Origin of the sequence: Mycobacterium talmoniae (genome assembly GCF_001854525.1) — a bacterium.
GTDB lineage: Bacteria > Actinomycetota > Actinomycetes > Mycobacteriales > Mycobacteriaceae > Mycobacterium > Mycobacterium talmoniae.
Window position 1 is genome coordinate 77,946 of sequence record NZ_MLQM01000004.1, and the last position, 15,484, is coordinate 93,429.

A 15,484-nucleotide genomic window follows, 5' to 3' on the forward strand; every position below is an offset into this window, starting at 1 on the left:
GACGGTAACCATCGAAATGAGGAACTCATGCGGACGCTATTTGCTCCCTTCGCCGCGGCTACGCTGATCGCGGTGGCCGCACCGGCACACGCAGACCCGGGTGTCGACGGCGGAGCCGCCGACGCCAGCTTCCTGGCCTCGCTGCGCGCGGCGGGGATCAGCTACAACGACCCCAACCAAGTCATCTCGGCCGCCCAAACCGTGTGCGGGCTCATCGGCAAGGGCGAATCCGGCCTGCAGGTCCTCAAGGACCTCAAGACCACCAATCCCGCCATCACTACCGACGGTGCGGCCGAATTCGCCGCGCTGTCGGCCAAGTTTTACTGCCCCCAACAGTTGACCCCCAGCGACGGCGGAGCCAAATAGCATCCGGCCAGCAGGGGACCGCTTTCGCGCGTGTCCTCGGCGCCCGGACGCTGTGAGGTGGACCACATACCTGTGAGCGCGACACCCGAACTCCCAGGTTTCACACTGCGACCTCCCAGCTAGCCAGGATAGGTTCGCGCGGGTCGCTGTGGGAGACGTTTCGGCGAACACGGATTCCCCGCGTGACCGAGGACCGATCACGAGGAGAACGATGGCCCGCTCGCATCGAATCATGGACTGGGACGCCGAGGACACCGCGGCGTGGGAAGCCGGCAACAAGAACGTCGCGCGGCGCAACCTGATCTGCACGGTCGCGGGCGACCACGTGGCATTCTCGATCTGGTCGCTGTGGTCGGTGATGGCGCTGTTCATGCCCGAGCCGATTTTCGGCTTCACCGCGGGTGACAAGTTGCTGTTGGGCGCGACCGCTACGTTCGTCGGGGGCTGCGTGCGTATCCCCTACACGTTGGGGATTGCGAAATTCGGCGGCCGCAACTGGACGGTGTTCTCCGCGCTGGTGCTGCTGATCCCTACCGTCGGCACCATCGTGCTGCTGGCCAAACCCGGTCTGCCGTTGTGGCCGTATGTGGTGTGCGCGGCCCTCACCGGATTGGGCGGCGGCAACTACGCCGCATCGCTGGCCAACGTCAACGCCTTTTACCCCCAGCGGCTCAAAGGCTGGGCGCTCGGCGTCAACGCCGGCTTCGGCAACATCGGGGTGGCGGGCATTCAGGTGGTCGGTCTGGTGGTGCTCGCGGTCGCCGGCAACCGGCAACCGTACTGGGTGTGCGCGGTCTATTTGGTGTTGCTGACGGTCGTCGCGATCGCGGCGGCGCTGTTGATGGACAACCTCGACCACAGCATCGAGGTGGGCCACATCCGGTCGATCCTGTCGATCCCCGACACCTGGGTGATCACCCTGCTGTACACCTGCGCGTTCGGCTCGTGGATCGGTTTCGCGTTCGCGTTCGGTCAGGTGCTGCACGTCAACTTCGAGAGCATGGGTCAAAGCCCCGGGGAAGCATCGCTGCACACGCTGCAGATCGCCTTCCTGGGCCCGCTGCTGGGCTCGCTGTCACGGGTGGTGGGCGGCAAGGTGTCCGACCGGATCGGCGGCGGTCGGGTCACCCTGGCGGTCTTCGCCGGCATGATCCTGGCGGCCGGTCTGCTGGTCGCGTTGAGCACCCACGACGACTACGCGCACGGCCCCAACCACGCCAACGGTCCGGCGCACGCGCTGACCCTGGCGGGCTATGTGGTCGGCTTCATCGTGTTGTTCATCCTGGCCGGCGTCGGCAACGGCTCGGTGTTCAAGCTCATCCCATCGGTTTTCGAGGCGCGCAGCCGTTCGCTGGACGTCGACGAGACCGAACGCCGACACTGGGCGCGCACCCACGCGGGGGCACTGATCGGGTTCGCCGCGACGGTCGGTGCACTCGGCGGCGTCGGGATCAATCTGACGTTGCGGCAGTCCTACGCGAGCACCGGCTCGGAGACGTCGGCGTATTGGATCTTCCTGGCCGCCTACGTGGTGGCCTCGGTGCTCACCTGGCGTCGCTACGTCCGGCGGCCGAGTTCGGCTCCGGCGGTGCCCGGCTCGGAACATACCTCGGCACCCGCCCGCCTGTGACGGGCGTCGCAGCATAGGGCAACGCTTCGGCAATTGTCCGGTAACGCCGTGGAAATCTGCCAGGAATAAACAATTCATATGACGCAACCAGACCGGGAGTCGCTCACCGGCTACCGGGTCGCGGTCACCGCCGCGCGCCGGGCCGGTGAACTGTGCGCGCTGTTGCGCCGCCACGGCGCCACGGTCTGCGCCGCGCCGGCCATCACCATGATCAACCTGCCCGACGACGACGAGTTGCATCAGCACACCGAGGCGTTGATCGCCCAGCCGCCGGACATCCTGATCGCGACCACCGCCATCGGATTCCGCGGTTGGATCGCGGCCGCCGATGGTTGGGCACTGGCCAATGATCTGATCACCGCGTTGTCGGGTGCCCGGATCGTGGCCCGCGGACCGAAGGCAACCGGTGCGCTACGCGCGGTCGGCTTGCCCGAAGAGTGGTCCCCGGCGTCCGAATCATCCCGCGAGGTACTGGATTACCTGCTGAAGTCCGGTGTGGCCGGGCTGCGGGTCGCGGTCCAACTGCACGGGGTCGCCGACGACGACTGGGATCCGATCCCGGAGTTTCTCGACGAACTGCGGGCCGCGGGCGCCGATGTGGTGCCGATCCGGGTGTACCGCTGGCAAGCGGCGCCGCCGGGAGGCGAGTTCGATCAGCTCATCACCCAGATCGCCCAACGCCAATTCGACGCGGTCGCTTTCACCTCGGCGCCGGCGGTGGTGGCGACGCTGCGGCGCGCAACCGACTTGGGCATCACCGACGAGTTGCTGGCCGCGCTGCGGTCGGAGGTGTACGCGATGTGTGTGGGTCCGGTGACCGCCGGCCCGCTGACCCGCCTGGGCATCCCGACGTCGTCGCCGCAGCGAATGCGGTTGGGGGCGTTGGCGCGTCACATCGCCGAGGAACTGCCGGCGACGCGCACCCATACCGTGCACGCCGCCGGGCACCGCATCGAGATCCGCAGCACCTGTGTGCTGGTCGACGACGAGGTCAAGTCGCTGTCGCGGACCGGGATGGCCACCCTGCAGGCATTGGCGCGCCAGCCCGGCACGGTCGTCGACCGCGACACCCTGCTGCGTGCGTTGCCGGGCAACGGCTCCGACACCCACGCCGTGGAGACCGCGGTGCTGCGGCTGCGGACCGCGTTGGGCGACAAGAGCATTGTCGCCACCGTGGTCAAACGCGGCTACCGGCTGGCGGTCGACGAACGTTCGGGGGTGGCGTGAACCTCATCCTGGTAGCGCACGGCACCCGCAAACCGGGGGGTGTCGCGATGGTCGGTGACCTCGCGCAGCGGGTCGGCGAGCTGCTGGACCGCGTCGTGCAGGTCGCGTTCGTCGACGTGCTGGGTCCCACCCCGACGGAGGTGTTGGCCGCACCGGCGGTCGCCGACCAGCCCGCGGTCGTGGTGCCGGCCTTCCTGTCCCGCGGCTACCATGTCCGCACCGATCTACCCGCCCACATCGCGGCGAGCGGGCATCCCGACGTCACCGTCGCGCCCGCGCTGGGCCCGAGCCGGCAGATCACGCGCGTCGTCGCCCAACGGCTGACCGAATCCGGGTGGCGCCCCGGCGATTCGGTGATCCTCGCGGCGGCGGGCACCTCGGATCCGGCGGCGCGGGCCGACCTGCGCGACAGTGCGGCGCTGCTGTCGGGGCTGCTCGGCTCGCCGGTGGACTTGGCCTTCGCCGCGACCGGGGCACCGAGCGTGCCCGAAGCGGTCGCCGCGGCCCGGCGCCGGGGTGCGCGTCGTGTTGCGGTGGCGTCCTATCTGCTGTGTGAGGGACTGTTCCAGGATCGGCTGCGGCACAGCGGCGCCGACGTGGTCAGCGGCCCGCTGGGCACGCACCCCGGGGTGACCCGGCTGATCGCCGACCGGTTCCGGCAGGCGCAGCTGCCTGCGACACTGCTAGCGCGGTAACCGCGCGGCGCCGTGAGCCCGCGAGCGTGCGCAAACCCGGAAATTCACTCGGCGTGTCGGCCGGGGACACGCACGCTCGCGCAGGTAGCGCTCGCTACGCGGCGCGGCCGACCTGGACGTAGCCGTCCTTGATCCGGGTCGGATACACCGGCACCGCGACGGTCGGGTCGTCGAGACAGCTACCGTCGTCGAAGGCGAACGCCTGCTTCTTGATCGGAGACTGCACAGCCGGCCGGCCGGCCCGGTCGCCGACGATGCCGCGCGACAGCACCGCCGCACCGGAGAACGGGTCAATGTTGCCCAGCGCGTACAGCGATCCGTCGTCGAGGCGGAACAACGCCGCCTGCGAGCCGTCGTCGAGCAGCACGCCGACTCCGCGGCCAGGAATCAGGTAGTCGTAGGCACACGCCGCGGTCCACGCCTGGTCGCCGCAGCTCAATAGTTCACTTCTGTCATCCAGCAGTGTCATCAGCGCCACTCCTCCTCATCGCTTCGCTCTGCATCGTCGTCGGCGCGGTCATGAGGCCTCCTGGTTGTCGTCCTCGGACCACGACCGCACGCGCGGCATGCCTATGGCCACCGGGGCCGGCACCTTCCGCCCGTTCTGCTCGACGAACGTCACGGTGGGGTCGGGCGCACCGGGAGCGTTGACGAAGGACACGAACCGGGACAGCTTGTCCGGATCCTCCAGCACGCCTTTCCATTCGCACTCGTAGCCCTCGACGTGGCGGGCCATCGCCGCTTCGAATTCCTCGGCCAACCCGAGCGAGTCCTCGCAGACGACCTCACGCAGGTGGTCGAGTCCGCCGTCCAGCGACTCCAGCCACGGCGCGGTGCGCTGCAACCGGTCGGCGGTGCGGATGTAGAACATCAGGAACCGGTCGATGTAGCGGACCAGGGTCTCGTCGTCCAGATCGCTGGCCAGCAACTGCGCGTGCTTGGGGGTCATGCCGCCGTTGCCGCACACGTAAAGGTTCCAACCGGTTTCGGTGGCGATGACGCCGACGTCCTTACCGCGGGCTTCCGCGCATTCCCGGGCGCAGCCCGACACGCCCATCTTGATCTTGTGCGGTGCGCGCAGGCCCCGGTAGCGCAGCTCCAGGTCGATGGCCATCTGCACCGAGTCCTGCTGGCCGTACCGGCACCAGTCGGTGCCGACACAGCTTTTCACGGTGCGCAGCGACTTCCCGTAGGCCTGACCGGATTCCATGCCGGCGTCGACCAGGCGCCTCCAGATCTCCGGCAGCTGGTCCACCCGGGCGCCGAACATGTCGATGCGCTGACCGCCGGTGATCTTGGTGTAAAGCCCGAATTCCTGGGCGATCTGGCCGATCAGGATCAGGTGTTCGGGTTTGATGTCGCCGCCCGGAACCCGCGGCACCACCGAGTAGCTGCCGTTGCGCTGGATGTTGGCCAGGAAATGGTCGTTGGAGTCCTGCAGCGAGGCCTGCTCACCGTCGAGGATGTGGTCCGAGCTGGTCGAGGCCAGGATCGAGGCAACGGTGGGTTTACAGATGTCGCAACCCATTCCGGTGCCGAACTTCTCGATCAGCCCGGAGAAGGTGCGGATCGAGGTGGCCGAGATGATCTCGAACAACTCGGCGCGGGACTGGCTGAAGTGCTCACACAACGCCTTGGATTGCTCGACGCCCTCGGCCTCCAGCAGTTGCTTGAGCAGCGGCACACACGATCCGCAGGAGGTGCCGGCGCCGGTGCAGGTTTTCAGGTCCGCCACATCGGCGCAGCCGTCGGCGATCGCACACTTGAGGTCACCCTTGGTGACGTTGTTACACGAGCAGATCTGTGCGGAGTCCGGCAGCGCGCCCACACCCAACGCCGAGCCGCCACCGTCGGATTGAGCCGGCGAGATCAACGCCAGCGGATCGCCGGGCAGCTGCGAGCCGACCATCGGGCGCAGCACCCCGTAGGAGGAGGCGTCGCCGACCAGGATGCCGCCCAGCAGCGTCTTGGCGTCGTCGGACAGCACCAGCTTGGCGTAGGTCTGATTCACCGCGTCGTTGACGACGACCTGCAGGCAGTCCTTGGTGGTGCCCATGGCGTCGCCGAAGCTGGCGACGTCGACACCCAGCAGCTTGAGCTTGGTGGACAGGTCGGCTTCGGGGAACTCGGCGACGCCGGCCAGCAGCCGGTCCACCACCACCTCGGCGCTGGTGTAGCCCGGCCCGACCAGGCCGTAGCAGCGCCCCTCGATGGCGGCGACTTCCCCCACCGCGTACACGTCGGGATCGCTGGTCACACAGGACAGGTCGGTGAGCACCCCGCCCCGGTCGGCGATCGCCAGGCCCGCCGCCGCGGCCAGTTCGTCGCGGGGCCGCACCCCGGCGGCGAAGATCACCAGGCCGGTGTCGATGAGCTGACCGTCGGACAGCAAGACCCGCAGCGACTGCGTCCCGTCCGAGTGGGCGACGGTTTGGATCGACTCGGTGCCGACCCCGACGTGCACGGCGATCCCCAGCTCACCGATCATGCGTCCCAGCAGCGCACCGCCGGCCTCGTCGAGTTGCTGGGCCATCAGCCGTGGCGCCATCTCGACCACGTGGGCGGTCAGCCCGAACCCGCGCAGCGCGTTGGCGGCCTCCAGCCCCAGCAGTCCACCGCCGATGACCACCCCGGTGCTGGTGTGGCCGGCGGCCAACGTGCGCTGCACGTCGGCGCGGATGCCGTCCAGGTCATCGAGGGTGCGGTAGACGTGGCAGCCGGGCAGGTCGTGGCCGGGCACCGGCGGGACGAAGGCGTAGGAGCCGGTCGCGATCACCAGCTTGTCGTAGTCGTAGCGCTGGCCGTCGGCGGTCCGCACCGATTTGGCGGCGCGGTCGATGTCGGTGACCCGGGTGTTGAGCAGCAACCGCACGTGCTCGTCCCCGGCGTAGTCGTTGCCCGGGAGCGCCAGCTGGTCGCGATCCCACGCCTCGGTGTAGGCGGTCAGGCCCACCCGGTCGTAGGCGGCGTTGGTCTCCTCGGCCAGCACGGTGACCCGCCAGCAACCGTCGGTGTCGCGGGCGCGCAGCGCCTCGACGAGGCGGTGGCCCACCATGCCGTGGCCGACCACGACGATGTCGCGCGGTTCCTCAACAGCAGGCATGAGACGAGGTTAGGGACCCGATATTGCGGAAATGTCGCCTTATGTGACGGGCCCATGACGGTGTGTTCACACCCGCGCCGACCTGCTGTGAGCGACTGTGTGAGTGCTCACGTTTCGCCTGTGGGTTTGCTCACAGCGAACACCGGAACTTAAGCGTGGTCGACTCATGTTTGTACGGATAGCGGGCCGGCATCCGGGTCGGCCGCCATCGACAACGAGGAGACACCGATGAGCAATCTGACACTGTGGTCACGCCCGGCCTGGAACACCGACCGGTGGGTGCGCGACTTCTTCGGCCCGGCCGCGGCCGCCGACTGGTTCAAGCCGGTCGCGAGCGGCTTCCAGCCGGCCGCCGAGATCACCAAGGACGGCGACGACGCCGTCGTCCGGCTGGAGCTGCCGGGCGTGGACGTCGACAACGACGTCACCGTCGAACTCGACGGTGGGCGCTTGGTCATCCACGGTGAGCGGCGCGACGAGCACGCCAGCGAGGAACACGGCCGCACCCTGCGCGAGGTCCGCTACGGGTCGTTCCGCCGGTCGTTCGCGGTGCCCGCGCACGTGACCGGCGACGCGATCACGGCGTCCTACGACGCCGGGGTGCTGACCGTGCGGGTGGCCGGCGTCTACGCCGGCACCCAGGCGCAGCGGATCGCGATCACCAAGTAGCGCCCGCTCCCACTCCCACTCCCGCGAGTGTGCGGTTTCATACGCCCTGCCCGGCGGGTCGCGTATGAAACCGCACACTCGGCGTCATGTTCGGATCAAACCCAGCGGGCCAGCAGGTCCTTGGCCGGGCCGGCGAGCGCGGCCTGAAAAAACGGGCCGAAGCTGACCCGGCCCACCCCGAGCGGACCGAACGCGGCCGGATCGTCCTGGTCGGGCACCGCGATCGCGTTGACCGGTAGCGGCAGTTCGGCGGCCAACCGGCGCAACGTATCCGGGTCGTGGCGTCCCACCGGGTACAGCACGTCGGCGCCGGCCTGCGCGGCTTCGGTCAGCCGGGCGATAGCGCGGTCCACCCGGTCGGAGTCGTCACCGTCCTTGCGCAGAAACAGGTCAGTGCGGGCGTTGACCACCACGTGCACCCCGGCCGCGTCGGCGGCCGCGCGCAGCGCGCCGACCAACTCGGCGTGTTCACCCGGTGACCGCAACCGCTTGCCCTCGCTGTGCACGGTGTCTTCGATGTTCAGCCCCACCGCGCCGACGCCGAGCAGGCCCTCGATGAGCCGGGACGCCGGCTGGCCGTAGCCCGATTCGATGTCGACCGACACCGGCACCGGCACCGCCGCGGTGATCTGGCCGACCCGACCGAGCAGATCCTCGAACGTCATCCCCTCGTTGTCGGATTTGCCGAGCGAATTCGCGACCGGGTGGCTGCCCACCGTCAGCGCCGCGAACCCGGCGTCGACGGCCAGCTGCGCCGACCAGGCATCCCACACCGTCGGCAAGATCACCGGATTGCCGGGTTGATGCAGCGCCAACAGTGCGGTCGCCCGCTTCCCAAGCTCGTCCTGACTGGCCATCTCGGTCACCTTTCTCATCGCCCCCTTGCCGGAAAGTCCCAGACGTGATCTGTCTCACGTCGGGTTCGTGATGTGGCTAGCATCGAGTGTCGTAGTGTGATCCCTGACACCTTCAGCCCAAGGAGGTCCGTTGTCCAGCACCGCCGAAATCGCCGAACTCCACGACCTGATTGGTGGCCTGCGCCGGTGCGTGATGTCGCTGAAATCCCGGTACGGCGAAGTCCCCGGGATGCGTCGCATCGTGTTGGACGCCGAGCGCATCCTCAGCGACGTCGAACTGCTCGATATCGACGCCAACGAGTTGGACCTCGAGCGTTGGGCCACCCAACACACCGCCGAGAAGATTCCGATTCCTGACACCGAATACGACACCGAGTTCTGGCGTGACGTCGACGACGAGGGCGTCGGCGGCCAGGGCAGATCCTGACAGACCCCGCGATACCGGGTGCTCGTCACGGGGCACCCACGATGAACCACGTAGAGGATCACACCAGATGAGCGCACCCACCGCGAACCGTCCTGCGTCCGGCGTCTTCTCCGCCACCCGCGCGCAGATCTCCCAACGCACGTTGCGCGCCGACCGGTGGTGGTCGGCACCGATGTGGACCGACATCGGCCTGGCGGCGTTCATCATCTACGCGACCATCCGGGCGTTTTGGGGCAGCGCGTACTGGGTGCCCGAGTACCACTACCTGACGCCGTTCTACTCACCGTGCATCAGCGCGTCCTGCGTCGAGGGCTCCAGCCACCTGGGCGTGTGGTTACCGGAATTCCCGCGCTGGATTCCATTGGGAATGCTGGTGTTACCGTTTCTGCTGGCATTCCGGCTCACCTGCTACTACTACCGCAAGGCCTACTACCGGTCGGTGTGGCTGTCCCCGGCGGGCTGCGCGGTGCCCGAGCCGCGCGCCGGGTACACCGGGGAAACCCGGCTGCCGCTGATCATCCAGAACAGCCACCGCTACTTCTTCTACGTCGCGTCGCTGCTCGCGCTGCTCAACACCTACGACGCGATCGTGGCCTTCCACTCCCCGAAGGGCTTCGGCTTCGGGTTGGGCAACGTCATCCTGGTGGTCAACGTGTTGCTGCTGTGGGCCTACACCGGCGGCTGCCACTCGTGCCGGCACGCCACCGGCGGCCGGCTCAAGCATTTCTCCAAACACCCCATCCGGTACTGGATTTGGACGCAGGTCAGCCAGCTCAACACCCGGCACATGCAGTTCGCCTGGACCACCCTGGCCACCTTGGCGTTCACCGACTTCTACATCGCGCTGGTCGCCAGCGGCACCATTTCTGACCTGAGATTCATTAACTAACAGGCGATTCCGAACACAAGCACACAACAAGCGAGGTTTCATGGTTGAGGTCGAACGGCACTCCTACGACGTGGTCGTGATCGGTGCCGGCGGCGCGGGGTTGCGCGCGGTCATTGAGGCCCGGGAACGCGGCCTGAGCGTGGCCGTGGTCTGCAAATCACTGTTCGGCAAGGCCCACACGGTGATGGCCGAGGGCGGCTGCGCGGCGTCGATGGGCAACGCCAACCCCAAAGACAATTGGCAGACCCATTTCTGCGACACCATGCGCGGCGGCAAGTTCCTCAACAACTGGCGGATGGCCGAACTGCACGCCCGCGAAGCCCCGGATCGGGTGTGGGAACTGGAAACCTACGGCGCGCTGTTCGACCGGACCAAGGACGGCCGGATCAGCCAGCGCAACTTCGGCGGCCACACCTACCCGCGGCTGGCCCACGTGGGTGACCGCACCGGGCTGGAGCTGATCCGCACCATGCAGCAGAAGATCGTCTCGCTGCAGCAGGAGGATTACGCCGAGCACGGCGACTACGAAGCCCGGATCAAGGTGTTCGCCGAGTGCACCATCACCGAACTGCTCAAAGACGACGGCCGGATCGCCGGCGCGTTCGGCTACTGGCGCGAATCCGGCCGGTTCGTGCTGTTCGAAGCCCCCGCGGTGGTGCTGGCCACCGGCGGCATCGGCAAATCGTTCAAGGTGACCTCGAACTCCTGGGAGTACACCGGCGACGGGCACGCGCTGGCGCTGCGGGCCGGGGCGACGCTGATCAACATGGAGTTCATCCAGTTCCATCCGACCGGGATGGTGTGGCCGCCCAGCGTCAAGGGCATCCTGGTCACCGAGGGGGTGCGCGGCGACGGCGGCGTGCTGAAGAACTCCGAGGGCACCCGGTTCATGTTCGACTACATCCCGCCGGTGTTCAAAGGCCAATACGCCGAAACCGAACAAGAAGCCGACCAGTGGCTCAAGGACAACGACTCGGCCCGACGCACCCCCGACCTGCTGCCCCGCGACGAGGTGGCCCGGGCGATCAACTCCGAGGTCAAGGCGGGCCGCGGCAGCCCGCACGGCGGGGTGTACCTCGACATCGCGTCCCGGCTGCCCACCGACGAGATCAAACGCCGGCTGCCGTCGATGTATCACCAGTTCATGGAGCTGGCCGAGGTCGACATCACCGCCGAACCGATGGAGGTCGGGCCGACCTGCCACTACGTGATGGGCGGCATCGAGGTCGACCCGGACAGCGGCGCGGCCACCACCCCCGGGCTGTTCGCCGCCGGCGAGTGCTCGGGCGGCATGCACGGGTCAAACCGGTTGGGCGGCAACTCGCTGTCGGATCTGCTGGTGTTCGGCCGCCGCGCCGGGCTGGGCGCCGCCGACTACGTGCGGGCCCTGGATAGCCGGCCGGCGGTCTCGGCCGAGTCCGTCGACGCCGCCGCCAAACTGGCGTTGGCGCCGTTCAACGGGCCCGACGGTGACGGCACACCGGAAAACCCCTACACCCTGCACACCGACCTGCAGCAGGCGATGAACGACCTGGTCGGCATCATCCGCAAGGCCGACGAGGTCGAGCAGGCCCTGGTCAAGCTGGACGAGCTCAAGGCCCGGTTCGCCAACGTCGCCGTGGAAGGCCACCGGCAGTTCAACCCCGGCTGGCATTTGGCGGTCGACCTGCGCAACATGCTGCTGGTCAGCGAATGCGTGGCCAAGGCCGCGCTGGCCCGCACCGAAAGCCGCGGCGGGCACACCCGCGACGACCATCCGGCAATGGACGCCACCTGGCGCAAAACCCTGCTGGTCTGCCGCAGCGAGGCCGACGACCCGGTGGTGCCCAACGTCACCGTCACCGCCGAGCCGCAAATCCCGATGCGCGAAGACCTGCTGGAGCTTTTCGAGATCGGCGAGCTGGAGAAGTACTTCACCGACGACGAGCTGGCCGAACACCCCGGACGGAGAAGCTGATGACACGCGCCAACGACGATGCACAGCGTGGCGATGAGGAGGAGTGGCGCCAATGACATATGACGCGCACCTGCGGGTGTGGCGCGGTGACGACGACGGCGGCGCGCTGGAGGACTTCACCGTCGAGGTCAACGAGGGCGAGGTGGTGCTCGACATCATTCACCGCCTGCAGCAGACGCAGACCCCCGACCTGGCGGTGCGGTGGAACTGCAAAGCCGGCAAGTGCGGGTCGTGCTCGGCGGAGGTCAACGGCATGCCGAAGCTGATGTGCATGACCCGCATGTCGACGTTCGCCGAGGACGAGGTCGTCACCGTGACCCCGCTGCGGACGTTCCCGGTGGTGCGGGATCTGGTCACCGACGTGTCGTTCAACTACCAGAAGGCGCGCGAGATCCCGTCGTTCACGCCGCCGAAGGATCTGCAGCCCGGCGAGTACCGGATGGCCCAGCGCGACGTGGAACGCTCCCAGGAGTTCCGCAAGTGCATCGAATGCTTCCTGTGCCAAAACGTCTGCCACGTGATCCGCGATCACGAGGAGAACAAGGAGGCCTTCGCCGGGCCCCGGTTCTTCATCCGCATCGCCGAGTTGGAGATGCATCCGCTGGACGAGGCCGACCGGCGCGACCTCGCCCAGGACGAGGCCGGCCTGGGGCTGTGCAACATCACCAAGTGCTGCACCGAGGTCTGCCCGGAACACATCAAGATCACCGACAACGCGATCATCCCGATGAAGGAGCGGGTCGTCGACCGCAAGTACGACCCGGTGGTGTGGCTGGGCAACAAGCTGTTCCGGCGCTGAATCTCCCGGCGCGAGCAGACGCAAAAGCCCCCAATTTCGGCTGGAAATGGGGGCTTTTGCGTCTGCTCGCGCGTCAACGCTGCTCGCGCGTCAACGCCGGGTGGGCTCGCTCGTCGCGATCACCGACCCCGACCTGTCCAGGGCCTGCACCTGAAACCAGGCCGCCGGGGACACCGGGATCGTCGTCGCCAGCCCGGCCCACTCCGCGGTGGCCACCGGGTGTAGCGCGGTCGCGGAGTCACCGGCCAACACCCGCCACTGCCGGACCTGGGTCGCCCCGTTCCAGACGGCGGTGACCGTCGGCCGATCGCCGGTCGCGATGCTGACCTGCGGCGGCTCGGTCGGTTCCGCACGCCACTCCTGCAAAAACGCGCGATAGGTGGCGCCCTGCGGGGTTTGCGCGTCGTACACCAGCTCACCCGACGGGCCGAACTCGCTGATGTGTTGCCCGGTGCCCCAGCCGCCAAAGGTGTTGCCGTTGGGCAGGGGCTGGGCGTTGCCCATCGCGAAGGTCTGCACCCCGCCGGGATGGGTTTGGTTGCGCACCAACGTGGCGGTGTGCGCGGCCTCGTCGAGGCGAATCCATTCGATGCTGCTCTGCCCCAGCGTGTCCGCGCCGTCGGTGTCGTTGTTGAACAGCCGGATGGTGTGCGGGTCGGCGAATTGGGCGTCGTGCTGAAACGCGAACTGCACGCCCGGCTGCAGCGCGAAGGTGGAATGTTTGCCGCCCAGCTGCCACGCGATCTGCCCGGTGCTGGGGCTCACCTTGTACACCGTGGAGGTGTGCCGCATGGAGATCAGCAGGTCGCCGTCGGGGGCCAGGGCGATCGAGTTCATGTGGAACGCGTCGAACACCCCGCCCCGGTAGGCCGCGGCGTCGGCGGTGGTCAGCGCGCTGTCGGTGACCGGCACATGGGCCAGCGCCGACCATTGGGACAGCGTCTTGCCGCTGGCCACGTCGACGACCGCGGCGACGCAATCCCACACCTTGCCGTCCTTGGGGCCGCCCACCGCGGTCAGGTCGGCCGGCACCGGGGTGTAGGCGGTGATCAACGCGTGGCCGTCGGGGGTGAGCCGGAACTCGTGCACGTCCGAGTGCAGCCCCTGCGGGCTCAGCGTCGCGATCACCCGGTAGTGCGCGTCGACGATGTAGTCGACGCCGTTGCCGTGGCCGAAGGTATCCGGGCCGCCCAGGTCCCCTTGCCACCAGGTCAGCACCGGCTGCCCGGCATAGGTCTGTACCTGAAAGTTGGCGGCGCTCTGGCCCGCCGGCAGCTGGCCGAACCACACCACCCGGCCCTGCTTGTCGACGATCTGCGGTCCCCCGGGCACCGGGGGGGCTGCGGCGGGCGCAGCATCCGGGTTCAGGACGGCCGCAGCGGGATTGAAACCCCCGTTATTGAGGAGTACGTAGCCCGCGCTGGACGACGGCTCGTCAACATTGACCGTGTACGGCGGCGGCGAGAGTTGCAGCTGCGGCACCGCCACCGGAAACGGGGTCGGCGGCGGGGTCGGCACCGGCGCGCTCCGGGGGCGCTCAGCGGAATCGCACCCGGCCACCGCCGTGACCGCGATCATCGCCGCCGCACACAGGCGTGCGCAACGACCCGCCCTGGCCGGTAGAACACGCGCGCTTGTCGGTTTCACAAACGCTGACCCTATCGAACGCGTGGCACCGCCGCGGAGCGTGATTTACCTGATTTGGCAGTACCCTACCTATAGCCGAACCCGAACGGGGGCGGCCATTGCGCCGCCCCGCCTAGCCGGAAAGGCCGCGCCGATGGACACTCCACAAACCGCCAGCATCAACGACATTCGCACCGCAATCCGCGAACTGTCGGTCCGCGCCAGACTCGCCTACGAGGACGGGCGGCCGGATGACGCCGCCGAGATCGAGCAGCGCATCGAGGGCTACCGCCACGAGCTGAGCGAACGCCGGTAACCCGCCGCGGCGCTGGTGCAGAGACCCGGCAAGCTCGCTACGGAAGCTGGCCTTGGTGGGACGGGCAGTAGACCTTCACTGCCGCGGTGATGAACCGGACCCCGGTGGTAGCCACGCGGGCGGACTGTAGACGCAGGGCCGGATTGTCCTCGTAGGCACGATTGATCTGCTCGTCCAGTACCGCGTCGAACGAGGCGCCGTGATCGAGTTCGCCACAAATGTCATGGGCTCGGGCGATGAGTGCTGGCACGTTATCGATGGCGGGGATCTGTTCCGCACGAAGCAGCGCTAGAAACTGCTCGTCCTGGTTTGGGTCGGCGGCTGCCACACCGCCCGACACAGCTGCGGCGGCCACCACCATCGAGGCGCTAACCAGCGCGCCGGCGAGGCTGACGTTGGTGGCCATCCGGCGGCGCCGGCCGTCAAATCCGGGGAGAAAACTCGCGGCGCGGTTGTACGGTGGAACATGAGGGCATTCGCATGATTGCATACCACACAATCGTATGGCGCGATCGACGACGATGGTCGTTAAACGCGCTGCGAACACTCGCTGAGTGCGCCGCGATCACGGCCTTGATCGGCGCCTCGCCGAGCGTGGCCGGTGCGGCACCGCCCGCTCATTCCGCGCCGACCGCGATAGCAGTCCCCTCGGGCGTCATCTCACCCAATCCACCACCGCTCCCGCCATCACCGCCGCGGACGGTAGCGCCGGCCTCGCCGCGGATCGCGACACCACCACCTCCAGAAAATCCGCCGCCGCCACCCCAGCAGGAGCCCCCAGCCCAACAGGAAGAGCCTCCCGGCGGCGGTGCCGGCATCCGTGGAGAAGACACCGGGGGAGAACACGCGGCGCCCGCCCCCTAGACGGAGGCGGCACAGGCCCCGGCCCGCCGGGGGGCGCGGGGCTGGGCACCGGGGGGGGG

Annotated in this window: 15 protein-coding genes; 10 read left to right on the forward strand and 5 right to left on the reverse strand. The window is 68.2% G+C overall.

What is annotated here, in order from left to right:
- Positions 1-27 precede the first annotated feature (27 nt).
- The 4 genes from BKN37_RS01930 to BKN37_RS01945 all read left to right on the forward strand — a co-directional run bounded on the left by BKN37_RS01930 (position 28) and on the right by BKN37_RS01945 (position 3,918).
- Positions 28-366 (forward strand): DUF732 domain-containing protein, encoded by a 339-nt coding sequence (locus BKN37_RS01930; protein ID WP_071020458.1) that lies wholly within the window; start codon positions 28-30, stop codon positions 364-366.
- A 211-nt stretch (positions 367-577) separates the two neighbouring features.
- Positions 578-1,996: a nitrate/nitrite transporter gene (locus BKN37_RS01935; protein ID WP_071020462.1), complete on the forward strand. Its 1,419-nt coding sequence runs from the start codon at positions 578-580 to the stop codon at positions 1,994-1,996.
- A 78-nt stretch (positions 1,997-2,074) separates the two neighbouring features.
- Positions 2,075-3,223 (forward strand): uroporphyrinogen-III synthase, encoded by a 1,149-nt coding sequence (locus BKN37_RS01940; protein WP_071020466.1) that lies wholly within the window; start codon positions 2,075-2,077, stop codon positions 3,221-3,223.
- Entirely contained in the window at positions 3,220-3,918 is a 699-nt protein-coding gene (locus BKN37_RS01945; RefSeq protein ID WP_071020469.1) for a sirohydrochlorin chelatase, read from the forward strand. The genes BKN37_RS01940 and BKN37_RS01945 overlap by 4 nt, the downstream gene beginning before the upstream one ends.
- Before the next feature lie 94 nt (positions 3,919-4,012).
- Here BKN37_RS01945 and nirD read toward each other — a convergent pair whose 3' ends face one another.
- A complete protein-coding gene (gene nirD, locus BKN37_RS01950) occupies positions 4,013-4,387 on the reverse strand; it encodes a nitrite reductase small subunit NirD (RefSeq protein ID WP_071020537.1) in 375 nt (124 codons plus the stop codon).
- A 48-nt stretch (positions 4,388-4,435) separates the two neighbouring features.
- Complete coding sequence (nirB, locus tag BKN37_RS01955) at positions 4,436-7,021, reverse strand: nitrite reductase large subunit NirB (protein ID WP_083341521.1); 2,586 nt, start codon at positions 7,019-7,021, stop codon at positions 4,436-4,438.
- Between the two features lie 228 nt (positions 7,022-7,249).
- On the opposite strand from nirB, the gene BKN37_RS01960 reads away from it, so the two are divergent.
- Positions 7,250-7,690, forward strand: coding sequence for an Hsp20/alpha crystallin family protein (locus BKN37_RS01960; RefSeq protein WP_071020473.1), 441 nt, complete (start codon positions 7,250-7,252; stop codon positions 7,688-7,690).
- Positions 7,691-7,785: 95 nt separating this feature from the next.
- Here BKN37_RS01960 and BKN37_RS01965 read toward each other — a convergent pair whose 3' ends face one another.
- Positions 7,786-8,547, reverse strand: a complete 762-nt coding sequence (locus BKN37_RS01965; RefSeq protein ID WP_071020545.1) for an isocitrate lyase/PEP mutase family protein — start codon at positions 8,545-8,547, stop codon at positions 7,786-7,788.
- Between the two features lie 130 nt (positions 8,548-8,677).
- On the opposite strand from BKN37_RS01965, the gene BKN37_RS01970 reads away from it, so the two are divergent.
- The 4 genes from BKN37_RS01970 to BKN37_RS01985 all read left to right on the forward strand — a co-directional run bounded on the left by BKN37_RS01970 (position 8,678) and on the right by BKN37_RS01985 (position 12,619).
- Positions 8,678-8,974, forward strand: coding sequence for a hypothetical protein (locus BKN37_RS01970; protein WP_071020477.1), 297 nt, complete (start codon positions 8,678-8,680; stop codon positions 8,972-8,974).
- A gap of 67 nt (positions 8,975-9,041) precedes the next feature.
- Entirely contained in the window at positions 9,042-9,863 is an 822-nt protein-coding gene (locus BKN37_RS01975) for a hypothetical protein (RefSeq protein WP_071020480.1), read from the forward strand.
- 40 nt (positions 9,864-9,903) lie between these two features.
- The gene (locus BKN37_RS01980) at positions 9,904-11,820 is read left to right on the forward strand and encodes a fumarate reductase/succinate dehydrogenase flavoprotein subunit (RefSeq protein ID WP_071020484.1); all 1,917 of its coding nucleotides are present in this window, start codon (positions 9,904-9,906) and stop codon (positions 11,818-11,820) included.
- 52 nt (positions 11,821-11,872) lie between these two features.
- Complete coding sequence (locus BKN37_RS01985) at positions 11,873-12,619, forward strand: succinate dehydrogenase/fumarate reductase iron-sulfur subunit (protein ID WP_071020488.1); 747 nt, start codon at positions 11,873-11,875, stop codon at positions 12,617-12,619.
- Between the two features lie 90 nt (positions 12,620-12,709).
- Here the strand turns inward: BKN37_RS01985 and BKN37_RS01990 are convergent, their stop codons facing one another.
- Complete coding sequence (locus BKN37_RS01990; protein WP_242657049.1) at positions 12,710-14,137, reverse strand: arylsulfotransferase family protein; 1,428 nt, start codon at positions 14,135-14,137, stop codon at positions 12,710-12,712.
- A 262-nt stretch (positions 14,138-14,399) separates the two neighbouring features.
- Here BKN37_RS01990 and BKN37_RS29015 point away from each other — a divergent pair, with 262 nt between their 5' ends.
- Complete coding sequence (locus BKN37_RS29015; protein ID WP_095406969.1) at positions 14,400-14,561, forward strand: hypothetical protein; 162 nt, start codon at positions 14,400-14,402, stop codon at positions 14,559-14,561.
- A 37-nt stretch (positions 14,562-14,598) separates the two neighbouring features.
- Here BKN37_RS29015 and BKN37_RS01995 read toward each other — a convergent pair whose 3' ends face one another.
- Complete coding sequence (locus tag BKN37_RS01995; protein WP_071020492.1) at positions 14,599-14,967, reverse strand: DUF732 domain-containing protein; 369 nt, start codon at positions 14,965-14,967, stop codon at positions 14,599-14,601.
- Positions 14,968-15,484 lie beyond the last annotated feature (517 nt).